Genomic DNA, 22,516 nt, shown 5'->3' on the forward strand with positions numbered 1-22,516 from the left:
CACCGGATCACGTTCTCGCGGTTGTGCGGACCTGTTCGACGCGCCGCTAGAAGCGCTATTCGGGCGGCCGGATCAGGCCGGGCAGGCCGTTCCGTCGGCGGGCAGTTTCGCGTCCTTCAGATAGTCGACCACGGCGCGCTGCGCACACGTCGAGTGCGTGGACACCGGGTGACCCCAGCCCTGCCAGGTGAGTCCGGCGTGCCGCGCACCGGCCGCGCCGAGCGCACCGGCGACCGAGGCCTGCCCGGCATTGCCGACCACCGGATCGGCGATGCCGCCGAGCACCAGCACCGGAATAGTGAGCTTGTCCGGCATCGGCGGCGCGGTGGACACCGGCCAGGCCGCGCATTCCATCAGCCCGATCGCCGTGTTCTTGCCGAACACCGGGTATTTCGTGCCCCAGGTGCCCATCAGTTCCTTGGCCTTGGTCGGCGTGGGCGGCTGCTGCGTGTCGGTGCAGCGGTTGACGAATTGACCGTCGCCGCCGACGGCCGCGGACTCGCGCTGGATCAGATTGCCGAGCGCGCCCCGATCGCCGCGGCCGGCCGCCGACAGCGCGTCGGCGAGTTCACGAACCCGATTGACCTGGTCGGCGCGCGGGCTGCCGAGGAACCCGGACACCGCGGTGAGGAGCGCGTTGGCCGAGATATCGCCCAGCCCACCGGAACCGGCGCGGTTCACCAGATCGGTGATCGCGGCGCGCGGATCCGGGCCGAGCGAACAGTTGACTGCGGTGCAGCGCTGGGCGAACGCGGTCAACGCCGCCTCCGCGCCTTCCAATTGCTGCTCGGCCCTGGTGATCGCGTCCGCGCCGACCGCCTCGGGGGAGTCGACGACGAGCCGGGCCAGATGATCGCCGTACTTGCGCGCGTAGCTGAGCGCGACCTTCGCGCCGTTGCCCGAACCGAGCAGCGCGACGTGCTCGACCTGCCACTGCCTGCGCAGCTGTTCGATGTCGTCGGCGGCGTGCTGGGCGTCGAACGCGCCCTCGTAGGGCTGGAGGAAGTCGCGGCAGGCGATGGTGCCGTCCTGGCTGAACGTGGTCATCGCCTCGACGGGATCGGTTGCGCCGGGCCCGAATTGGGCGTTGTCGGCCAGGCCCTTGCGCACCTCGGGCGGCAGGCAGTCGATCGGCTGTGAGCTGCCGATGCCGCGCCGGTCCACCGCGACGATCGGGCGCGCGGCCAATAGGGCGCTGGCCGGTCCGGCGGCCAGCCCGGCGAGGGTGGCGGTGGAGGAGCGGTCGGTGCCGGAGGTGAGGATCATCGGTGCGGCGTCCGCGGGCGTCTGCGGCAGCCGGGCGCGCATCGCCGCGGCGCGGAAGTTGCCGAGCACGCCGCCGCTCGCGTCGATCGGGGTGGTGTACTCAGCGCAGTCGAGCACCAGGCCCGCGGGGGCCGGGCCGAGGCCGAGCAGATCCAGCGTCGGCGTGGTGCAGTCCTTCCACGCCAGATCCGTCTTGGGCAGCTCGGCGGCCGGTGGTGGGGCCGGAGCGACCGAGGTCGGGGCGATGCCGCCGACCTGTTGGCGCTCGACGGCGACGCCGGGACGGTCGGAGGGTCCCGCCCCGCATCCGGCGATCATGATCGAGAGTGTCGCGGCCAGCACGACGGCCCGAGTCCAGCGCATGCGCTACAGCCTGCCAGGTTCGGGCAGTTGTTTCATGCACGGGCCCATCGGGTCAGCATCGTGCCGTCGTCGTCGAGCAGGATATGCGCGCGGGACATGGGGCGGTGGAACTCGTGCGCGGACAGCGAAATTCGCCGGCCCGTGCCGCCGACCAGCAGGGGCGCGGTGGTCAGGCACAGCTCGTCGACCGCGTCGGCGGCCAGCAGCTCGCCGAACAGATGGGGGCCGCCCTCGCACAGCACGCGCAGCAATCCGCGTTCGCCGAGCGCGCGCAGCAGGGCCTTCGGGGTCACCGCGACGTCGCCCGCCTCGATCACTTCCGCGCCCGCGTCGCTGAGTTGCTGCTTGCGGTCGGCGGGGGCGGTGGTCGTGGTGATGATCAACGGCGGGACCGTCGTGTCGGTGAGCAGCCGGGCGCCCAGATCGATCGCGGCGCTCGCGGTGACCACGGCGATCGGCGGCGCGGCGCCGTCCGGATGGCCGCCGATGCCGCGCTCGTGCAATGCGCGGCGGTACTTCGGATCGGTCCGGGCGCCGCCGTAGTTCTCCGCGCGGACCGTGCCCGCGCCGACGAGCACCACGTCGGCCAGTTCGCGCAGCATCAGGAACACGGCTTTGTCGGCGGGCGTGCCGAGGCCCTCGGACTGGCCGTCGCTGGTCGCGCCGCCGTCGATGCTGGAGACGAAATTCGCCCGGACGAACGGTTCGCGCAGTTCGGCCGGGTAGGCGTATAACTCGGCTAGATCGTCCGGTCTCAGGTCTGTGAGCTGGATCGCATTGTGGATACGCTGCATGAAGGTAGATCTCACCACGTCATTAGGCTTCGCACATGCAAGAACGCCTCGTCGACCGCCACCCTGAGGTTCCGGCCGACCAGCTCGTCGCCCAGATGGTGCCCCCGCCGATGTTCGACGAGGTCAGCTTCGGCTCCTACATTCCAGACCCCAAGGAGCCGAGCCAGGCCGCGGCGGTGCGCAAGGCCGAGGAGTTCGCCGGCGAGGTCGCCAAGATCCATCAGGCGGTGAACAAGAAGAGCCTGTTCGGCAAGAAGAAGCAGGTGTCCGGGGCGGGGCTGTATCTCGACGGCGGGTTCGGCGTCGGCAAGACCCACCTGCTCGCCTCGATCTTCCACAGCGCGCCCGCGCCCAAGTCGTTCGGCACCTTCGGCGAGGTGACCAATCTCGTTGGCGCCCTTGGCTTCACCAGTGCGGTGGAGCGGTTGTCGGCGAACAGCGTGCTGTGCATCGACGAGTTCGAGCTCGACGATCCGGGCGACACCATGCTGGTCTCGCGGCTGCTGACCGAGCTGTCCGCGAAGGGCGTGTCGATCGCGGCGACCTCCAACACGCTGCCGGGTCAGTTGGGCGAAGGTCGTTTCGCCGCACAGGATTTCCTCCGGGAGATCAAGAAGCTGGGTTCGATCTTCGAACCGGTGCGGGTCGACGGCCCGGACTACCGGCACCGCGATCTGCCGCCCGCGCCGGAGCCGACCTCCTCGGCGGTGCTCACCGAACGGGCCGCTGCCACACCGGGTTCCACGCTCGACGACTTCGACGAGCTACTGAAGCATCTGAGCACGCTGCACCCGTCGAAGTTCGGTGCGCTGATCGCCGGGGTGTCGTCGGTGTTCATCGCGAACGTGCATCCGGTCACCGATCAGGCCGTGGCGTTGCGCGTGGTGGTGCTGGCCGACCGGCTCTACGACGCGAGCATTCCGGTCACCGTGTCCGGCGCCAAGCTGGACCAGATCTTCTCCCAGGAGATGCTCGACGGCGGATACCGCAAGAAGTATCTGCGGGCGATCTCGCGCCTGCTCGCCCTGTCTCGATTCGAGGTCCCGGCGTAAACCCCCCTGATTCGGGGGAACCGATGATTGGAGCACTCGCATGACCCGCTCGATTCGCACCCCGATCGCGCTGGCCGCCGGGCTCGCCGTCGCCTTCGGCCCGGTGACCGGCGCCGCGCTGGCCGAACCGCCGGCCGCGTCGGCCGTCGCGTTCGACCGTTCGCTGAACTTGCAGGGCGTGCAGAATGCTCGTGACCTCGGCGGATACCGGACCGGCGCGGGCAAGACGGTCCGCACCGGGCTGGTCTACCGCACCGGCCAGCTGAACAACGCGACCCCCGCCGACCTCGCCGAACTGACCGGCCGCCAGGTCCGCGTCGTCGACGACCTGCGCACGATCTACGAACGCGCGCTCGGCCCGGACAAGGTGCCCGCCGGCGCGACCGCAAACTGGGACGACGTCATCGGCCAGGCCCCGCCCGAGGTCATGGCCACCACCCTGACCGGCGGCGACAGCCTCTACCGCGCCTTCATCACCGCCCCCGGCGCCAATCAGGCCTTCGCCTCGGTGCTGCACGACATCATCACCACCGATGGCGCGGTCCTGTTCCACTGCACCGCGGGCAAGGACCGCACCGGCTGGACCGCCGCCGTCCTGCTCACCTTGCTCGGCGTCGACCGCGACACGGTCGACCAGGACTATCTGCTGTCCAACCAGTACCGCAACGCCAACCCGAACGACCCGATCAACGGCGTCCAACAGTCCTGGCTCGACGCCGCCTTCGACCAGGCGAACCAGACCTACGGCAGCTTCGACAACTACGTCCGCGACGGCCTGAAGCTCACCGACGCCGACCTCACCGCCCTGAAGACGAAGCTGCTCGCCTGATTCAGGCGCGCTGCTCGGCGTACCAGCGGTCGATCAGGGCGGGGAGTTCCTTGCCCATCCAGACGAAGAATTCGTGCATCTCGCGGACGCGGGCGGCCTGGGTGCCGTCGGGGTCGTCGAAGAGGGCCAGGCCGCGCGAGGTCATGGCGGTGAGGTCGTCGTACATGCCGCTTTGCTGGCGGGTCAGTTCGGGCAGGACGCCGGGGCGGATGGCGTAGTAGTCCCTGCGGTCGCCCGGCTTGGAGATCTTGTCCACCCAGCGCATGGTGACGAGCGCCTTGAGCGCGCTGGAGATGGAGCCCTTGGAGGCTTGCAGCGCGTCGGCGATCTGGCCGAAGGTCTGTTCCGGCGGATCGGCGACGAGCAGCCAGCCCGCGGCCCGGCCGGTCATCCGGACCAGGCCCATGCGCTCCAGGACCAGCGCGAAATCCTCCACGAAGGCCAGCTGTTCCGGGGTGGGGGCGATGTCGTCCGTGGAACTCATGGACCGAGTATCCCTTCGTTGGTACGGATCACGGCAAATCGGGCCGGGTCAGACCGCGAGGTCGCGGCGTTCGAAAGCGCCGAGCGCGAGGACGAATGCCACGGCGGCGAGGACGATCAGGACGGCCAGGTGCAGACCGTTCCAGCCGTTTACCAGCGGCGAACTACCGTTCGCGTAGTAGAACGGCGACAGCTTGCGCAACCACGCGCCGCCGTCGAACATGCCGCCGAGATTGTTGGCCAGATAGCCCGCCACCGCCACCAGCGACGCGAGTCCCAGTGTCAGCGAACGCTTTCCGGTGATCGCGCCGAGCAGCAGCGTGATGGTGCCGACGGCGAGGATCAGCAGGCCGAGCCCGGTGCTCGCGGCCAGGATGTGCCCGGTGGGGACGTCCATCTTGCCCGCGTTCGCCCCGGCCAGCACGCTCAGCGTGAGCACGGCGGTGACCACCGCGGTCTGCACCGTGAGCGCCGCGAATCGCTGGGCCAGCAGGTTCATTCGGCCGATCGGCTGGGCCAGCAGCAGATCCAGCATGCCGTTCTCCTCCTGGGTCACCGACCGGGTCGCGAAGGTCACGGCGAAGATGAGCAGCAGCGACAGGCCCATCAGCGAGAAGATCGTCGAGTTGAGATAGCCTGCGGCGCTGGCGAAGTCGCTCAGGCCCATCGCCTCGTACATCCGGTTCTGTTTGATGTCGAGGGAGCCCTGCTCCTTGAGTGTCTGGTAGGAGGGCAGATACATCAGCGGCACGACGGCCATGCCGATCGACCAGCCGATCAGCCCGCGCCGCTGTTCCTTGAGAGTCTGGGTGAAAACCGAGCGAGTCATGTCGAGTTCTCCTGTGCGGATGAGTGATTCGAGTCCGGTCAGCGGCCGTAGAGGCTGAAGAAGATCTGTTCCAGGTCCGGCTCGGTGGACAGCACGCTCACCAGCTGATACTTGGCCGCGGTCTTGAACAGCTCGTCGACCTCGCCTTCGGTGGTGCAGCGCAACGTCTTTCCGTCCACGTGCAGATCCCGCACGCCGGGCAGCCGGGCGAAGTCGTCGGGGAACACGTCCGCGCCGAACACCAGCTCGACCGAGCGCGGCGAGCGGCGGCGCAGATCGTCCACGTTCTCCGTGCCGAGCAGCTTCCCGGCGCGCATGATGACCGCGCGGTCGGCGGTCTGCTGCACCTCGCTGAGCACGTGCGAGGACATGAACACGGTCTGCCCGTTGCCCTTGGCCTCGAGCACCAGATCCATGAACCGTTGTTGCAGTAGCGGATCCAGGCCGGAGGTGGGCTCGTCCAGGATCAGCAGGTCGGGCCGGTGCATGAACGCGGCGATGATGCCGACCTTCTGCTTGTTGCCCTTGGACATCGCGCCGACCTTCCTGGACAGGTCCAGGTCGAGCAGCTCGGCGAACTCGTCGATCCGCCCGGCCGGCACGCGGCCGCGCTGATCGGCGAGGAAGCGCAACAGATCTCGCGCGGTATTGCGCCCCTCGATCGCCAATTCGCCTGGCAGGTAACCGATCCGCGTGCGCAGCTCGGCCCCGCCGCGACGCGGATCGACGCCGAGCACCTCGACGCGACCCGCGGTTGGACGGATCAGATCGAGCAGAATGCGGATGGCGGTGGACTTGCCCGCGCCGTTGGGGCCGAGGAAGCCGAACACCTCACCCGGCTGCACCTCTAGGTCGAGATCGGTGATGGCGACGTGCTTGCCGTAGTGCTTGGTCAGTCCTTCGGTGCGGATCGCGGCGGTCATGACGGGCTCCTGAGTGCTGATTTGTTCTGCAAGGAACGATATGTTCAGTAAAGACTGAACATGTAGAACAAGTCAACTCCGGACTGGGCATTACGATCCGGTCATGACGAAGTTCAAGACGTGGGACGGCCTGGAACTCAACTATCGGGTGTGGGAGGGCGAGGGCGTTCCCGTCGTGTTGCAGCACGGCGTGGTCGCGGATACCAACGCGAACTGGATGAGTACCGGCGTGGTCGGCGCGTTGCAGGCGGCCGGGCGCACCGTGGTTTCGCTGGACGCGCGCGGGCACGGACGTTCGGCCAAGCCGCACGACGCGGCGCAGTACTCGTGGGAGTTCATGGCCAAGGACGTGAGCGCGCTGTACGACGAGCTCGGGTTCGATCGGGTTGTGCAGGTGGGGTATTCGATGGGCGCGATCATCTCGCTGCTGGTCGCCGCAGCGGACGAGCGGGTCGAGCGGCTGGCCATCGGCGGGGTGGGTTCGGGCGTGCTGGACTGCGGCGGCGTCGATCGCCGGGTCGTCGAGCTGACCGATCTACAGACCGCGATGGGTGACGACAACGAGGGCGCGCCGTCGACCGCGATGATGTTCCGGATCCTCGCGGACGCGGTGCACGCCGACCGCCAGGCCATCCAGGCGCTCGCGACCGGTCTCGATTCCCGCCCGATCAGCGGCCTGTCCGAGGTCACGGTGCCGACGCTGGTGCTGGCCGGCGACAACGATCCGTTCGCCGCCGAGCCCGAGCGGCTCGCCGACGCGCTGCCCGACGGCACGCTGCACGTGGTGCCCGGCGATCACCTGATGGCCGTGATCGCGCCGAGTTTCCACAGCGCGCTGGTGGATTTCGTCAAATAGAGCCAGTGGCTCAGAAGACCAACCGCATCAGATAGTCGTCGTGCCGTTGGTTACCGACGGTGTTGGTCTTGGTGCCGACCGTGCTGAACCCGTGTTTGCTGTAGAACCGCACAGCCCGCGAATTCTCCTGGTTGACACCGAGCCACACCGCAGCAAACCCACCTTCGCGGGCGCGCTCCAAACAGGCGTACATCAACGCGGTCGACACTCCGGTGCCCTGATGCCCCGGCATCACATACATCTTGTTGATCTCCACCGCCGGTCGCAGCCCCACCGCAGCGGCGACCGCCGGATCCGCCGGGTCGCCTTCGATGAGCATGGCGTAACCGACGATCTCGTCGCCCGCAACGGCTTTGAGCACCGTCACGGCCGGATCGCTCAGATATTCGCCGAACCGCTCCCCGGATAACGCCTCGGTGATGAAGATGTCGATATCGTCGGCGGTCGCCTCCGGCGGGCAGGCGAGCGGAAAGGTCGCCGCCGCAACGTCACTGAGTTCTTCGGCGTCCCACAGACCGGCCCGGTCGACGGTGACTGGGATGTTGCTCATGAGTCCAGTAGAGCATGATCACCGGGAGAGGTGGGATGTTTGTCCGCATCCGGCCGGGTGTGGAACACCCGCGCCAACCCGATCAGCGCCGCCGCGAACACCAGTGGGATGACGAAGCCGATGCGATGGCCGAAGCCCGCCGCGACCGCGCCGACCACCCCGCCGCCGACCAGCGTGCCCGCGTAGTTGAAAAGATTCAGCCGGGCGATCAGCGCGTCCAGCCCGCGGCCACTGGTCAGCTGCCCTGCCTCGCTGAAACACAGCGGCGCGATCACCGGCATGCCGACGCCGGCGATCAGAAATCCGACGATCGCCACGATCGGCCCGGGCGCGGCGATCACGATCGCCAGTCCGACCACACCGATCGCCGCGGCGGTCCGCACCACGCGGCGCGGCCCGAACCGTCGCACGAACAGATCGCCGGTGAGCCGCGCGACGAGTGACGTGCCTTGATAAGCGGCCAGCGCCAGCGCGGCGGTCGCCGAACTGGCCAGCAGATCGTCGGTCAGATACAGCGCGGACCAGTTACCGACGGCCAGGTCGATCGCGAACACCAACGCCATCGCGATGCCGAACACCAGATACGCCCGGAACGCGACCGGCGGCGGCTCGACGACCTCCTCGGCCGGACCGGCCTCGGCCTCCTGGGGTCCCAGCAGCCGCGGCCCGAGCAGCAACCCGATGACGAGCACGATCCCCGCCGCCCCGAGCAACGACTCGCGCAGCGTCACCGCCAGCGCCTCGCACCCCGACACGAACAGCGCACCGGTGATCGACCCCGCACTCCACGCCGCATAGAACGACGACAGCACGAACTTCCCGTACCCGTGCTGAATGAACACCGCCTGCATATTGGTGCTCGCGTCGACAATGCCGACCGCGATCCCATAGCAACTGAGCGTGGTCAGCAGCACCGCCGTGTTCGGCGCGAACGCCACCGCGGTCCCGGTGATCGCGATCAGCAACAGCCCGATCCGCACCGTCACCCGGCTCGACCAGCGCAACGCCAACCGCTCCGCGGCCACGCTTCCGCCGCCGGCCAGCAACGACACCAGCACCACCGATCCGACGATCAACCCGTCGGACAGCCCGAACTTGTCCTTCTGCTGCGGCAACTGGGTCAGCACCACGGCGAAGAAGAACCCCTGCAACCCGAACGCGAACGAGTTCGCGATCCGGGCGCCCCGCAGGACAGGCGCGATCGAACTCATCTGCGCAGGGTAGCGGGGTGCAGGAGGTCGCGCGCGCCGAATCGAACGGCCGCCCACGCCACGATCGTCGACCCCCGAGCAGCCGCGACCGACAGCCGCACACCTCCTGATTTCCCGCACACGGAATCGCATGCGAATCGGTGTGCGGGAAATCAGGAGGTGTGCGGCTGCGTGCGGTGGCGATCGGCGATCGCGATCGGGCGGACGGCGGCGGCGGCGTTCCGGGCCGCCGTCCGCGGGGGCGTGTCACCATCGAAGGGCCGCAACGACACTCGCGAACGGGGAGGCCAGCGCAGATGAAACAGCTGCCAGCGGAGTTCTTTCGTACGCCGTATGCCTTCTATCGGCAGCTGCGTTCGGACGGTCCGGCGCATAAGATTCGCCTGCCCAACGGTGTGCGCGCCTGGCTGGTCGTCGACTACGACGCCGCCAAAGAGGTGCTGCGCCATCCCGATATCCGCAAGGATCCGAACACCGCGGCGGGCGCCGAGGCCCGGCATTCTGCCTCGGGGGACAGCGGGGTCACCTCGGCCAATCGGCGCTCGAGTTACCACCTGCTCAACGCCGATCCGCCGCGGCACGCGCGCCTGCGCAAGCTGGTCACGCCGGCGTTCGCGCCGGCCAGGATGGCGGCGCTCGAGGCGCGGGTGGTGTCCATCGCGGACGAACTCCTCGACCGGATCGCCGCCGCGGGCGCCGCACGGGTGGACCTGCTGGAGGAGTACGCCTTTCCGTTGCCCATCACGGTGATCTGCGAGTTGCTCGGTGTGCCCGTCGAGGACCGCGAGCAGTTCCGCGAATGGTCCACCGCCGTGGTCGATGTCTCGATGTCGGAGCCGCAGGCGATGCGGACCGCGACCGATGCCCTCGTCGACTACTTCGATCGGCTGGTGGCCCTGCGCCGCACGCGTGGTCTCGGCGACGACCTGATCTCGCACATGCTCACCGCCTCCGAGGACGGCGACCGGCTCAGCCTCGACGAACTGATCTCGATGGCGTTCCTGATCCTGGTCGCCGGGCACGAGACGACGGTCAACCTGATCGGCAACACCGTGCTCACCCTGCTGACCGACCCGCCCCGCTACCGCGCGCTGCGCGCGGACCCGGACACCGTCGCGCCGCTGATCGAGGAGGTGTTGCGGCACAACGGCCCGGTGAACATCGCGACCCTGCGCTACACCAACGCCCCGATCACCCTCGGCGGCACCGACATCCCCGCGGGCGAACTCGTGCTGGTCGCGCTCGGCTCGGCCAATCGTGACGAACGTCATTTCACCGATCCGGCGACCTTCGATCCGGACCGCCCGGCCAACCACATCGCCTTCGGCCACGGCATCCACTACTGCCTCGGGGCGGGCCTGGCCCGGATGGAGGCCCGCGTCGCCCTGACCCGCCTCGTCGCCCGCTTCCCCGACCTGCGCCTTGCCGTCGGCGCGGACGAACTGCGCTGGCGGGAGAGCATCCTGATCCGCGGACTGCTCGATCTGCCGGTCGATCCGGCCGCCGGGCCGGCGCATTCGAACGGCGCCCAGGTGCGTCCGGTCGGCGCCCAGGTACTGAATTGAATCGCCGATTAGGGCAACCGACTTTGCTGTGGCCCGTAAGCGACGTAATCTCCTGCGCATGACGAGCGGAAACCGCATCGCGATCGTTGGTGCGGGTATCGCAGGTCTTGCCTGCGCGAAAGTGCTGATCCAGAAGGGTTTTCCGGTCGAGATCTTCGACCGTTCGCCCGATGTCGGTGGCGTGTGGAGTGCGACCCGCAGGTACCCGGGGCTGCGAACCCAGAATTCCAAGAACACCTATCACTTCTCCGACTTCCCGATGCCGTCGGATTATCCGAAGGTGCTCGACGGCGAACAGATGCAGGCGTATCTGGCCGCCTACGCCGACCACTTCGGCCTGCGCGAACACCTGCGGCTCAACACCGAGGTCGTCGCCGCGGACCCGGTGGACAGCGGCTGGCTGCTGGAGATTCGTGATCAGGGCGGTATCCATCGCACGTCCTGTGATCACCTGGTCATCGCCAACGGGGTGTTCAGCGAACCCGCGATCCCGGACTTCCGCGGCATCGAACTGTTCCGTGCCGCGGGCGGCCAGCTGGGACACGTGTCGGAGTTCCTGGATGTCGAAGCGGTGCGGGGCAAGTCGGTCGTCGTCGTCGGTTACGGCAAGTCCGCCTGTGACATCGCCGAGGCGGTGAGCGACGTCGCGGGTTCGACCACTGTGGTGGCGCGCCGCCTGATGTGGAAGATGCCGCGCAAGATGGCCAAGGTCGTCGACTACGAGCGTCTGATGCTGACTCGCTTGGGCGAGGCGCACTTCCATCACATGGAACCGGGCCGGATGGACCGCTTCCTCGACGGAGCCGGAAGTTCGTTCCGGATCAGCAATCTCGACCTGATCCAGGAACTCGCCACCAAGCACATGAACCTGCGCGAACTCGGCCTGCTGCCGGAGGGCCGGTTCGAGGAGATCGCCGAGAGCACGGTCAGCCTCGCCACCGAGAACTTCTACGAGCAGGTCGCGAACGGCCGGATCGTGGTCCAGCGCGACACCACCATCACCGAGATGCGTGGCGGTGGCGGCGAGGTGCCCGCGGTGCAGCTGGCCAACGGTCACGTCATCCCGGCCGACATCGTGGTCTGCGCCACCGGTTTCCAGCAGCGGGTGCCGTTCCTGACCCCGTACGTCCAGCGCAGGCTCACCGACGAGCACGGCAACTTCCGCCTGCACCGGCAGATCCTGCCGCTCGACGTGCCGAATCTGACCTTCGCCGGCTACAACTCGTCGGTGATCAGCACGCTCAACGCCGAGGTCGGCGCGCACTGGACCGCCGCGCTGCTGGCCGGTCAGATCGACCTGCCGCCGCGCGACGAGACGACCGAGCAGATCGACGCCCGGCTGCGCTGGACCGAGGAGCGCACCCGCGGCCACCACGCACACGGCACCGTGATCACGCCCTTCTCCATCCGCAACATCGACGACATGCTGGCCGACCTGAAGTTCCGGCTGCCGCTGCGCACCCGGATAGCCCAGTGGTTCCGGACCGTTCGCCCGGAGTCCTACCGCGGGCTCACCACCAAGCACGAGTCCGTCAACCCCGCGCCGCCGACACACCCGGTGATCCAGCACGCCGACGTCGCGGCACCCGGCCCGAGCCTCGGCGCACCCCGGCCGCCGGACCTCGGCGTGCCGCCGTCGCACGACCTGAGCACCGGCATGCCGAGCGATCTGCTGCACGGTTCGCAAGGCAAATAAGCGAATTCGGGTCGCCGGGGTAGACGCCGCCCCCAGCGGCGAGACGCGCCGAGGGATTATCACCAGCGAAATGCTGGCAAACTCCCGTTCCGCTGGAGATAATCCAGAGGTGGAGGCGCTGGACATGAATCTGCTGGTGGCATTGGACGCGCTACTGGAGACGAACAGCGTCACCCGGGCAGCCGAACAGCTGCACACCTCGGCGCCGGCGATGAGCCGAACCCTGGCCAAGCTGCGCGAGGCCCTGGACGACCCGTTGCTCGTGCGGGCGGGCCGCAACCTGGTGCCGACGCCGCGCGCGCTGGAATTGCGTTACGAGGTCGGCACTCTGGTGGAACAGGGCCGCGCACTGCTGACGCCGCGCGGCGCGATCGATCCCGGCGCGCTGAAGCGGAACTTCGCGGTGCAGGCGGGGGACATGGTGCTCACCGAGCTGGCCGGGCCGCTGCTGGCCGCCGTGCGGGCCGAGGCGCCCGGAGTCACGCTGCGCTTCCTCCCCGACACCCTCGAAGGCACAGCGGCCTTGCGGGACGGTCGGGTCGACATCGAGATCGGCGTCCTCGATCACGGCGACCCGGAGACGACCGTGCGCCGCGTGCTCGGCGATCGGATCATCGGCATCGCCGCGGCCGATCATCCGCTGATCACCGAACGGGTGACGGTCGCCCGGTTCGCGGCCGCCGCACACCTGAGCATTTCGCGGAATGGCCACGCGCGCGGGCCGATCGACGACCGCCTCGCCCTGCACGGTCGCACCCGCCGGGTGGTCGCCACGGTGCCGAACCTGACCACCGCGTTGTTCGCGGTGCACGGCAGCGATCTGATCTGCCCGGCGCCCGCGTTGCTGAGCCGGTCGGCCCTGCCCGCACTGGGGTTGTGCGCGTTCGAGATTCCGCTGCCGCTGCCCGAGGTCGCGATCGGCCTGGCCTGGCATCCGCGCAACACCGCCGACAGCGGGCACCGCTGGCTGCGCGAGTTGATCGCGACGATCCTGACCAGGTCGGCGGAGCCTACTTAGGCGGGCTGGACAGCCGGTAGTCGCGCGGCGTCTCGGTGCTGCGCTCGGGCTGGTAGCTGGTCGAGTTCAGGTCTGTCGCAGGCGGTCCGAAGACGTCGGAGCGGCCGAGCGGGGCCGCCGCGGTCTTCTTCAGCTCGTCCAGCATCGCCTGCAACTTGTCCACGTGGGTGTTGTCGACCGGGATCAGGTCCTCGTCGGCGCGGTGCGCGCCGGTGAGCGAGGAGCCGTTGGTCTCCGGCTTCGCGCCGTTCGTACCGCGGCTGTAGTCGGCGCTGTCCGGTGCCGACGGAATCATGCTCTCGTACGAATTCTCGTGCGGACTGGTGAAGTTCTGGTAGGACGAGGCGGCCGGTTCGCGCGGCGCGGTGAAGCTCGACTGCCGGACCGGTAGCGGTTCCCGCGGCGTGGGCGCGGTGAAGTTCGCCGAGGTGGCCGGGCTCGGTTCGCGCGGGGTCGGGGCGGTGAAGTTCTGCGCGGACGCCGGGGTGGGCTCGTAGGTCACGGGTTCGCGCGGGGTGCTGAAGCCGCGCTGCGGCACCGAGTTCGCCTCGTGCGCGGCGGAATCGCGGGCCGGCGCGGTATCGCGCGCAGCGCCCTCGTAGCGGCGGGAGACGCTCTCCCTGGTGGCCGTGGCGTTGTCCCTGGCCGCGGTGGTGGTGTCGCGGGCGGGCTGGACCAGGTCGTGCGAGCTGCCGATGCTCTCCCGCGCGGTGGGAGTGGTCGTGGCGGAGGCGGATTCGCGCTGCACGACCTGCTCGGCGGGCACGGAGTTGCGGCGCGAGGCGGCGCGCGGCAGGGGGCGCTCGGCGGCCTCCGGCGCGGCGTGCGACGGCGTCGCGGCATGCGCCGGAGCACTGCCGGATTCGACCTTCTCCAGTCGCCCGTCGATGCCCGAAATGTCCTGCCCGGCACGGAAAGCCCACGCCTCGAGCTTGGCCAGTCTCGCCTCGATGCTGTGGTCGGCGGGCACGATGCTCGCGGCGCTGACGGTGTCCACACCGTCCACCCGGGCCGCCACGGCGTCGAGCTTGTCGCTGACCTCACGGAGAACCGCCGCGATGCTCGACAGCATCGCGCCGATCGACTCGCCGGCCGCCTCTTGACCGTGCTCCATCCAGTACCCACTTCCCCGTATCGGCCCAGCTCGCGCCGGGCCGGACGATTCTATCCGCCCAGTTGGAAATACGCGGCCTACGGAAACCGGCGCTGTACCGGCCTCCTCGGATCTGATCGAAGCAGCGTAGGCGGGCCGTTTCGTACCGATGCAGGCGAGGTCGGCACGATCCGGTTTGTCCGGAACAGATCTGCTTACGAATGGCACCCAACCGAGGCGCACCCCGTCGTAGCCTAAACGTTATCCCGCTCCGGTGACGCCCCGAGGAGCGTGCGACAGCGCACAGGGGCGCGTGGCGCGGCGACATCGCAGGATGGCGGCTACTGTCAATCCACCGACATATGCGTGTCGTCGGGGCCGCCTGCTGCGGCGAATTTCCTTGTGGCACAGCCTACACCAGGCGTTAGACCGGAAATATGACGGTGTGGCGCACCCGGGCGCGGGGTAAAGGGGACTGGCGAGGTGGGCGCGCGTGGCGCACTCTTGATCTATGGCGTAGGTCGCCAGACCTGCGGTGGTTTGGGCAGGGGAGTGGTGGCGTGAGAACGAAGCAGCGGGCGGAGATTGCCTGCGGTCGCCAGGCGATGCTCGCCGAGTTGGGTATAGCGGACGGCACGGGCAGGGCCCGCAGGCGCTCCGGCGGATACGGCTGTAAGTGTCCGGAATGTGACGCCGCGCAATGGGATATGCGGCGGTTGAAGTATTGGGTGTGCGGCCGGTTGCTGGCCTACGGCGCCGACGTGGCCGAGGTGGATCGACGGGTGGACGGTCTGCCGGTCGACATCTATTGGCGCAAGGGTGACCGCGAGTTCGTCATCGAGGTGCGCAGCGGCGCGCTGGAACGTCCGCTCGCGCAGGAACATACGGATCGGCTGCGCAAGGCCGGCATCGAGGACGTGCTGTGGCTGTGCCCGCCCGGGTACTGGGTCGATCATCTGCACGCGCTCGGCGTCGCCGATTTCGCCCCGCCCGCATGCGATTACCAGACCGTGACCGGTGTGCTGGACACCGAGCACAGCGCGGTCGCGTCGCCGCGCAAGCATCCGCTGGAGCTGCGCGACTTCATCGCCGGCTGGGTCACCGGCGACATCGTCTGGGGATATCGTGATGTGACGACAGGAGGTTGGGCCACCGTGGCCGACTGGGAGCACCACACGAAAACGCAGGCGATGATCATCGCCCGGCAGCGGCAGGAGCTGGTCAACCAGCGCACGACGCTGGCCCTGTCCCGGAAATCCGTGCGGGACAAGCAGAAACACCTGATGAAGCTGACCGCCCGGCTGGAACGCGCGGAGCAGGAGGCGCAGGAGCGGGCCGATTCACTCGCGCAGGCGCGCCGCAAGATCGACGATCACAGCCGCGTCGACACCTCGCTGCGCAACACGATCAAGCATCTGCAACAGACCATCAATCACTGGCAGCTGGTGACCTGCTGCGCGATGATGCTGATCGTCACGTTCCTCGCGGGCGCGATGGTGGTGCGCTGAGCCGGAACGGGCCACGGTCCCAACGCCATTCGTGGCGCAGGACCAGGGCGATGAAGTCGAGCAGCTCGAGGCCGGTTTCGTCGCGGACCTGCCGGATCGCCGACCAGGGCGCCGGTCCGTGCTCGACCAGGTCTTGCAGTGCCGCTTCGCTGCTCGCGTCGACCTTGCGGGCGAGGAGATCGGGGAGGCCGATGAGGCTGCCGGTCCAGACGAGCCAGCCCCAGTTCTTGCTGTGTGCGTAGGCACGGCTCGCGGCGGCTTTGGCTCGATTGACGTGGAAGGCAACGTGTCCGAGCGGTTGGACATCGATCAGCACGACCCGGCCGTCGGTGAGCCGGGCGGCGATGCTCGGGTAGGCGAGGTGTTCGGTGCCGTCCAGGGCGTAGGTCACCGAAGCGGGTTGTTCCTGGAATGAGTCGACCAGGTCGCTGGCGTTGAGGATCCACAGCAGGCGCGCTTCCAGACCCGAGTCGAACGGGACGTCGCGGCCGACCTTGTCGAGGTAGAAGTGTCCGCGGCCGTCGTCGTCGCTGTCGACCGTGCGGGCGGAGGTGAGCGGCAGCGCGGCCGGGGTTCCGGATCCGGGCCAATCCACTTGTCCCAGCCACGGATTCAGCTGACTGGTCGCGCGTGGTTCGGCGTCGCGCAGCTTCGCCAGCCGCCGGTTCGTCTTCTTCTGCCAGGCGGCGATCCGTTGCGTGACGAAACCCGCGACGCGTTTGGCGTCCTCGGCGGCGTGGCCGGCCAGCCGCAACTTCAAGTACGACAACTCGTTTGCCGCGATGTCGGTATCGGTCGCGTAGGTCTCCACCAGCAACGTTCGAACCAGCTGCTGGTCACGCGCGCCGACCGGATAGCGCTCGGCGAACGCGCTCGCCGCCCGGTGCCCGCTCAACTGGGCGTTGCGAATCAGCTGGCTCACGGCCTTGGTGTGCAGCTGCCGGATCCGGTCGCGGGACAGGTCGTAGCGCGCGCCGATCTTGGCCAGCGTCTCCGGTTGCTCGCCGGTGACGCCGAGCCGATAGGAGAGGAGCTCGCCGTCCTTGGCCTTGCGATCGGCCTGCAACGCGATCAGCTCGGCCAGCAGCTCGTTGACCTCCTCGAGCCCGAACGAAATATCGTCCTGTAGGTCGAGTAGCTCGGGGTCCGTCCCGTCCGCCGCGGCGGGTATCTCGACCTCCCGGCTGACCGTCACGCTGCGACCCCCTGGCTCGGTTTCCTGTGCGGCTCAGCCTAATGCCGACCACCGACATTTCCGCCGCACCGACCTGGTCCAGGGGGTCGCCGGTATCAGACGCCCAGCTGCTGGGCGGCCATCGCGGTGCCCTCGAGCCGCGACCTGATCTTGGCGAACGCGGTGTCGCGCGAGGTCGAGGTGTCGTCGGAGAAGGGGGAGAACCCGCAGTCGTCGCAGGTGCCCAGTCGCTCGACCGGCAGGTGCCTGGCCGCGGACAACACCCGGTCGCACACCTCCTGCGGCGTCTCGACCCGCGGATCGATCGGGTCGATCACGCCGACGAAGATGCGCGCGTCCGCCGGCAGGTACTCGGCGATGACCGCGAGCACCTTCTCCGGATCCGGCTCACTGGCCAGCTGGACGAAGAAGTTGCCCACCTTCAGCTGCAACAGCTTCGGCAGCAGGCCGGTGTAGTCGACATCGAGGCTGTGCGTCGAGTCCTGATCGCCGCCGGGACAGGTGTGCACCCCGAGCTTGGCCCGCTCCTCGGCCGAGAAACGTTCGAGCACCAGGTTGTTCAGCTCGATGAACTGATCGAGCAGGCCGCCGCTCGGATCGAGCTTCAGCGACAGCCTGCCCTCGGTGAAGTCGAGCTGCACGCTGTGCGCGCCGGCGTCGAGGCAGCCGCGAATATCGGCCTCGGCCTCGTTGATCAGGTCGGCGAGAAAGGCCTCCCTGGGGTAGCCGTCGATCGGCTCGGCCGGGTACAGCAGGCTCATCGCCGACGGCGCGATCACCGCCTGCTTCACCGGGACGCTCGCCTGCGCCTGGGCCGCGCGCAGGTACTCGACCGCATGCGTCTGATACCGGAACGGTCCGCCGGTCAGCACCGGTAACTGCCGCTGATGCCCGTCGGCGAACGGGATCACCGCACCCGCCGGAGCCAACTGGTTCGACCCGGCGATCGGGTACGTGACAAAACTGGGCTTGCTCTGCTCGCCGTCAGTGACGACCGGCGACCCGGTCTCTTCTAAGCGGTGAACAGTGTCACTGACAGCCTGTCGCTGTTCCTCGGCGAGCGCGGCGTCATCGATCTTGCCTTCGCCGTGGGCAGCCATCGCGGCCTGCAACTCGTGGGGACGTGGAATGCTACCGATCAGCTCTGTGGGGATGGTCACATCGACGAGTGTAAGTGAATAATTCCATGCGCAAATATCAAATCAGCTGCGCCGGTGCGAATTTCACGTGATTACCGCATTCTCCGGGTTTGTTCGGGCTTTGGCCGGGGCCGGTTCCCCGGCCTCGCTGCGGGCTGCGGCGAGCAGCGAGTCGAGCAGGCCGGGGAACCGGGCGTCGAGGTCTTCGCGGCGCAGCGATTGCAGCGTCTCGCGGCCGGAGACGCGCTGCCAGATGATTCCGGCGTCGCGCAGCACGCGGTAGTGATGGGTCAGGTTCGACTTGGGCACGCCGTCCACGATCGAGCCGCAGGTGTGCTCGCACCCGTCGGCCAGGACGCGAACAATGCACAGCCGCAGCGGGTTTCCCACGGCGGAGAGCACGTTCGCCAGCTGGATCTGCGCCCGCTCGGGATGTGCCGTCATCACATCGACCAGGATAGCGCGACTGTTGACAAACAGTTGAACTGTACGTAAGTCTTTGAACAGTTCAACTGTCTTGAAAGGTCGCCCCAGATGCGCGCTAGCAGTTCCCGATTCGACGACAAGATCGCCCTCATCACCGGCGGGACCAGTGGGATGGGGTTGGCGACCGCGCGTCGCCTGCTCGACGAGGGTGGCCGGGTGGTCATCACGGGGCGGGACAAGGCTCGGCTCGAGGCCGCGGTCGAGGAGCTGGGCGGCGGGGATCGGGTGCTCGCGGTGGCCGGGGATGCGGCGAATCTCGCTGATCTCGATGCGTTGGCGGCGGCGATCGAGGAGCGGTTCGGCCGGCTGGATGTGGTGTTCGCGAACGCGGGTGTCGGTGCGTTCCAGCAGATCACCGATGTCACCGAGGACGAGTTCTACCGGGTCATCGACATCAACTTCAAGGCTGCGTTCTTCACCATCCAGAAGACTCTGCCGTTGCTGGCCGACCATGGGGCGATCGTGATCAACGCGTCCTTCGCGCTGCATCGGGGGAGTCCGGGGGCGGCGCTCTACTCGGCGAGCAAGGCGGCCGTGCAGAATCTGGCGCGCACGTTGGCGGCTGAGTTGGCGCCCAAGCGGATTCGGGTCAACTCGGTGAGTCCGGGTTACACGGCGACCCCGGCGTTCGAGGCCGAGGCTTCGGCGGAGATCCAGGCGGCGACCGTTGCCACCGTTGCGGCGGGGCGGATCGGGACGTCGGAGGAGGTCGCTGCCGCGGTGGCGTTCCTTGCCTCGGATGAGGGCGCGTACGTCAACGGGCAAGACCTGCTCATCGATGGAGGGCTGGTTTCCGCCACGCCTGCGGCCATGATCTAGGCCGTCCCCTGGCACCTGCACCCCCTGTTGTCGATCCGTGTGATCGATCGGCAGGGGGTGTTCTGTTTTCCGGGCCGACGCGTCGCGGCACTGTTGGCTGCCGGCCGACCTCCACCCTCAATAGTTGACATGTCATGTAGTGCTGGTTTCTGTCGTCTCTGCCGATTTCCCGCGCTTGGCATCTAGCGCGCCCCTGGGGCGTCTGGTAATGGAAGTCGCATAGGGGGGATCGAGTTGTAGGGTTCTGATGGATCAGAGACGACTCTGGCCGTATTAAATGGACATCTGTGGACCGCTTATGGCTATGATGGAAATGTAACTAGCGGCGAATCCTTCGGCGCGTAGCGCGCAGCACGCGCGAGGACCCGTACTTCTCGGCAACACCCTCCCTGGGCCTTCTGTGTGCAATCGCCGCTGCGTCGGAGATCGGCAAGCAGGGAGGTCTACCGACCAGTGGCTACCAGAAACTCCGCCTCGACCGGTTCGAGGAAGAAGACGGCCGAGGACTACGACGCCGGGTCGATCACCATCCTCGAGGGGCTGGAGGCGGTCCGTAAGCGTCCGAGCATGTACATCGGCTCGACCAACGAGCGCGGCCTGCACCACCTGGTCCGCGAGATCGTGGACAACTCCGTGGACGAGGCGATGGCCGGCTATGCCACGCGGATCGACGTCACGCTGCTGGCCGACGGCGGTGTCGAGGTGGCCGACGACGGCCGCGGTATCCCGGTCGAGATGCACGAGACCGGGATACCGACGGTCGAAGTCGTCATGACGCAGCTGAACGCGGGCGGCAAATTCGACTCCGAAACCTATGCGGTAGCCGGTGGCCTGCACGGAGTCGGGCTGTCGGTGGTGAACGCGTTGTCGACCCGCGTCGAGCTGGAGATCGATCGAGACGGCTACCACTGGACGCAGAACTATCTCCGCGCCAAGCCGGAGGAGCTGGTGCGTGGTGCGCGGAGCACTCGAACCGGCAATACCACGCGGTTCTGGCCGGACCCGGAGATCTTCGAGACGACCACGTTCGACTTCGAGACCGTCGCGCGTCGCATGCAGGAGATGGCGTTCCTGAACAAGGGACTGACCATCGTGTTGTCCGATCAACGGGCCGGCGATGCCGAGGGCGGCGAGCGGATCCGTACCTACCACTATCCGGATGGCTTGGCCGACTTCGTCCGTCACCTCAACCGGACCAAGCAGCCGATCCACAACTCGGTCATCGAGTTCGCCGGCCAGGGCCCCGGCCATGAGCTCGAGGTCGCCATGCAGTGGAACTCCGGCTACTCCGAGTCCGTGCACAGTTTCGCCAACACCATCAACACGCACGAGGGCGGAACGCATGAAGAGGGCTTCCGCGCGGCGCTGACCTCGGTGGTCAACAAGTACGCACGAGACAAGAAGCTGCTCAAGGACAAGGACGCCAACCTCAGCGGCGAAGACATCCGTGAAGGCTTGGCCGCCATCGTGAGCGTGCGACTCGCCGAGCCGCAGTTCGAGGCTCAGACCAAGATCCGCCTCGGCAACACCGAGGTCCGGTCATTCGTGCAGCGAACCTGCAACGAGCATCTCGCCCACTGGTTCGAGGCCAACCCTGCCGACGCCAAAACCATTGTCACCAAGGCGGTCTCGTCCGCCCAGGCGCGCACCGCCGCCCGCAAGGCCCGCGAACTCGTCCGCCGCAAGAGCGCCAACGACCTCGGCGGCCTGCCCGGCAAGCTCGCCGACTGCCGTTCCAAAGACCCACGCAAGTCCGAGATCTACATCGTCGAGGGCGATTCCGCCGGCGGCTCCGCCAAATCCGGTCGCGACTCCATGTATCAGGCGATCCTGCCGCTGCGCGGAAAAATCATCAACGTCGAAAAGGCCCGCATCGACCGGGTTTTGAAGAACGCCGAGGTCCAAGCGATCATCACCGCCTTCGGCACCGGCATCCACGACGAGTTCGATCTCGCCAAGCTGCGCTACCACAAGATCGTGCTGATGGCCGACGCCGACGTCGACGGCCAGCACATCGCACCCTGCTCCTGACCCTGCTCTTCCGCTTCATGCGCCCCCTCATCGAGAACGGCCACGTCTACCTGGCCCAGCCACCCCTCTACAAACTCAAATGGCAGCGCAGCGACCCCGACTTCGCCTACTCCGACCGTCAACGCGACGCCCTCCTCGCCGAGGGCCTGGCCGCCGGCCAGAAAATCAACCGCGACGACGGCGTCCAACGCTACAAAGGCCTGGGCGAAATGAACCCCAAAGAACTCTGGGAAACCACCATGGACCCCTCCGTCCGCGTCCTACGCCAGGTAACCCTCGACGACGCCGCCGCGGCCGACGAACTCTTCAGCATCCTCATGGGCGAAGACGTAGACGCCCGCCGCACCTTCATCACCCACAACGCCAAAGACGTCCGCTTCCTCGACGTCTAGCCCGTCACCCGCAACAAAACGGATCATCACAGGGCCGCCCCACCTCACTCCCATAGGCCACCAGCTGCGCGACCGGCGCCAAAACCTCCTGGGCGACACCGGATTCCAGCACCGGAGCCGACCGCCCGAGCGGCTGCCCCCACCCCGACGGCACATCATCGATATCGAACCGAACCACCCCATCGATGAACAACGTCCACAACGCGTGATCCGGAAAACAATTCATCCGCAACACCCACCACCGCCCGTCCACCAGCGCAGCCGCCGGAAACTTCGAGTTCCCCGTCGACTGCCACCGCGGTCGAGCGTCCAACTCAGGCGTCCCCATCCCACCAGTGTGCGCGATCTCCCGCTGGCCCGTGCTGTCGAGGAGATTCCGGGCAGCTCGCTGCCCGAGCAGGGCACAAACGCAGATCAG

20 protein-coding genes and 1 pseudogene are annotated in these 22,516 nt (G+C 67.8%); 9 read left to right on the forward strand and 12 right to left on the reverse strand.

The genetic code is table 11. From position 1 onward, the window contains the following. Positions 1-72: 72 nt before the first annotated feature. Positions 73-1,629, reverse strand: a complete 1,557-nt coding sequence (locus AB0M22_RS05580; protein WP_364721424.1) for an alpha/beta hydrolase — start codon at positions 1,627-1,629, stop codon at positions 73-75. Positions 1,630-1,661: 32 nt separating this feature from the next. Beyond that, on the reverse strand, positions 1,662-2,423 hold the full coding sequence (locus tag AB0M22_RS05585) for a pyrimidine reductase family protein (protein WP_364721702.1): 762 nt from the start codon (positions 2,421-2,423) through the stop codon (positions 1,662-1,664). A 35-nt stretch (positions 2,424-2,458) separates the two neighbouring features. Here AB0M22_RS05585 and zapE point away from each other — a divergent pair, with 35 nt between their 5' ends. After that, the gene (gene zapE, locus AB0M22_RS05590; protein ID WP_364721426.1) at positions 2,459-3,475 is read left to right on the forward strand and encodes a cell division protein ZapE; all 1,017 of its coding nucleotides are present in this window, start codon (positions 2,459-2,461) and stop codon (positions 3,473-3,475) included. 40 nt (positions 3,476-3,515) lie between these two features. Continuing rightward, positions 3,516-4,304, forward strand: coding sequence for a tyrosine-protein phosphatase (locus AB0M22_RS05595; RefSeq protein ID WP_364721428.1), 789 nt, complete (start codon positions 3,516-3,518; stop codon positions 4,302-4,304). 1 nt (position 4,305) lies between these two features. On the opposite strand, the gene AB0M22_RS05600 is transcribed toward AB0M22_RS05595, so the two are convergent. Genes AB0M22_RS05600 through AB0M22_RS05610 form a run of 3 tightly spaced genes read right to left on the reverse strand, consistent with a single transcriptional unit; the run spans position 4,306 to position 6,539 of the window. Next, the gene (locus AB0M22_RS05600; RefSeq protein WP_364721430.1) at positions 4,306-4,788 is read right to left on the reverse strand and encodes a MarR family transcriptional regulator; all 483 of its coding nucleotides are present in this window, start codon (positions 4,786-4,788) and stop codon (positions 4,306-4,308) included. Positions 4,789-4,836: 48 nt separating this feature from the next. Continuing rightward, the gene (locus tag AB0M22_RS05605) at positions 4,837-5,616 is read right to left on the reverse strand and encodes an ABC transporter permease subunit (protein ID WP_364721432.1); all 780 of its coding nucleotides are present in this window, start codon (positions 5,614-5,616) and stop codon (positions 4,837-4,839) included. A gap of 38 nt (positions 5,617-5,654) precedes the next feature. After that, entirely contained in the window at positions 5,655-6,539 is an 885-nt protein-coding gene (locus tag AB0M22_RS05610; protein ID WP_364721434.1) for an ABC transporter ATP-binding protein, read from the reverse strand. Between the two features lie 103 nt (positions 6,540-6,642). Between AB0M22_RS05610 and AB0M22_RS05615 the strand changes: the two genes are divergently transcribed. Then, positions 6,643-7,395 (forward strand): alpha/beta hydrolase, encoded by a 753-nt coding sequence (locus tag AB0M22_RS05615; protein ID WP_364721436.1) that lies wholly within the window; start codon positions 6,643-6,645, stop codon positions 7,393-7,395. 10 nt (positions 7,396-7,405) lie between these two features. Here AB0M22_RS05615 and AB0M22_RS05620 read toward each other — a convergent pair whose 3' ends face one another. Together AB0M22_RS05620 and AB0M22_RS05625 are read right to left on the reverse strand one after the other, a co-directional pair. After that, on the reverse strand, positions 7,406-7,945 hold the full coding sequence (locus tag AB0M22_RS05620; RefSeq protein WP_364721438.1) for a GNAT family N-acetyltransferase: 540 nt from the start codon (positions 7,943-7,945) through the stop codon (positions 7,406-7,408). After that, on the reverse strand, positions 7,942-9,156 hold the full coding sequence (locus AB0M22_RS05625; RefSeq protein WP_364721440.1) for an MFS transporter: 1,215 nt from the start codon (positions 9,154-9,156) through the stop codon (positions 7,942-7,944). Before AB0M22_RS05625 ends, AB0M22_RS05620 begins: the two co-directional genes overlap by 4 nt. A gap of 296 nt (positions 9,157-9,452) precedes the next feature. Here AB0M22_RS05625 and AB0M22_RS05630 point away from each other — a divergent pair, with 296 nt between their 5' ends. The 3 genes from AB0M22_RS05630 to AB0M22_RS05640 all read left to right on the forward strand — a co-directional run bounded on the left by AB0M22_RS05630 (position 9,453) and on the right by AB0M22_RS05640 (position 13,435). Continuing rightward, entirely contained in the window at positions 9,453-10,721 is a 1,269-nt protein-coding gene (locus tag AB0M22_RS05630; protein ID WP_364721442.1) for a cytochrome P450, read from the forward strand. 58 nt (positions 10,722-10,779) lie between these two features. Further along, positions 10,780-12,417, forward strand: coding sequence for an NAD(P)/FAD-dependent oxidoreductase (locus tag AB0M22_RS05635; protein WP_364721444.1), 1,638 nt, complete (start codon positions 10,780-10,782; stop codon positions 12,415-12,417). Between the two features lie 118 nt (positions 12,418-12,535). Next, positions 12,536-13,435 carry a LysR family transcriptional regulator gene (locus AB0M22_RS05640; protein ID WP_364721704.1) on the forward strand — a complete coding sequence of 300 codons (900 nt, stop codon included), beginning with the start codon at positions 12,536-12,538 and terminating at the stop codon, positions 13,433-13,435. On the opposite strand, the gene AB0M22_RS05645 is transcribed toward AB0M22_RS05640, so the two are convergent. After that, on the reverse strand, positions 13,428-14,549 hold the full coding sequence (locus tag AB0M22_RS05645; RefSeq protein WP_364721446.1) for a hypothetical protein: 1,122 nt from the start codon (positions 14,547-14,549) through the stop codon (positions 13,428-13,430). The two genes, AB0M22_RS05640 and AB0M22_RS05645, sit on opposite strands and share 8 nt — an antisense overlap. A 539-nt stretch (positions 14,550-15,088) precedes the next feature. Here AB0M22_RS05645 and AB0M22_RS05650 point away from each other — a divergent pair. After that, on the forward strand, positions 15,089-16,036 hold the full coding sequence (locus tag AB0M22_RS05650) for a hypothetical protein (RefSeq protein ID WP_364721448.1): 948 nt from the start codon (positions 15,089-15,091) through the stop codon (positions 16,034-16,036). Here AB0M22_RS05650 and AB0M22_RS05655 read toward each other — a convergent pair. The 3 genes from AB0M22_RS05655 to AB0M22_RS05665 form a co-directional block, all read right to left on the reverse strand. Beyond that, positions 16,002-17,231, reverse strand: coding sequence for a sigma factor-like helix-turn-helix DNA-binding protein (locus AB0M22_RS05655; RefSeq protein WP_364721450.1), 1,230 nt, complete (start codon positions 17,229-17,231; stop codon positions 16,002-16,004). The two genes, AB0M22_RS05650 and AB0M22_RS05655, sit on opposite strands and share 35 nt — an antisense overlap. A gap of 95 nt (positions 17,232-17,326) precedes the next feature. Further along, complete coding sequence (locus tag AB0M22_RS05660; RefSeq protein WP_364721452.1) at positions 17,327-18,391, reverse strand: cobalamin-independent methionine synthase II family protein; 1,065 nt, start codon at positions 18,389-18,391, stop codon at positions 17,327-17,329. Between the two features lie 63 nt (positions 18,392-18,454). Further along, positions 18,455-18,814, reverse strand: coding sequence for a helix-turn-helix transcriptional regulator (locus AB0M22_RS05665; RefSeq protein WP_364721706.1), 360 nt, complete (start codon positions 18,812-18,814; stop codon positions 18,455-18,457). A gap of 90 nt (positions 18,815-18,904) precedes the next feature. Between AB0M22_RS05665 and AB0M22_RS05670 the strand changes: the two genes are divergently transcribed. After that, positions 18,905-19,675 carry a glucose 1-dehydrogenase gene (locus AB0M22_RS05670; RefSeq protein ID WP_364721454.1) on the forward strand — a complete coding sequence of 257 codons (771 nt, stop codon included), beginning with the start codon at positions 18,905-18,907 and terminating at the stop codon, positions 19,673-19,675. A 453-nt stretch (positions 19,676-20,128) separates the two neighbouring features. Then, a pseudogene (gene gyrB / locus AB0M22_RS05675) lies at positions 20,129-22,098 on the forward strand (DNA topoisomerase (ATP-hydrolyzing) subunit B). 4 nt (positions 22,099-22,102) lie between these two features. On the opposite strand, the gene AB0M22_RS05680 reads toward gyrB, so the two are convergent. Then, positions 22,103-22,426: a hypothetical protein gene (locus AB0M22_RS05680; protein ID WP_364721456.1), complete on the reverse strand. Its 324-nt coding sequence runs from the start codon at positions 22,424-22,426 to the stop codon at positions 22,103-22,105. Positions 22,427-22,516: the final 90 nt, after the last annotated feature.

Origin of the sequence: Nocardia sp. NPDC051756 (assembly GCF_040681495.1) — a bacterium.
GTDB lineage: Bacteria > Actinomycetota > Actinomycetes > Mycobacteriales > Mycobacteriaceae > Nocardia.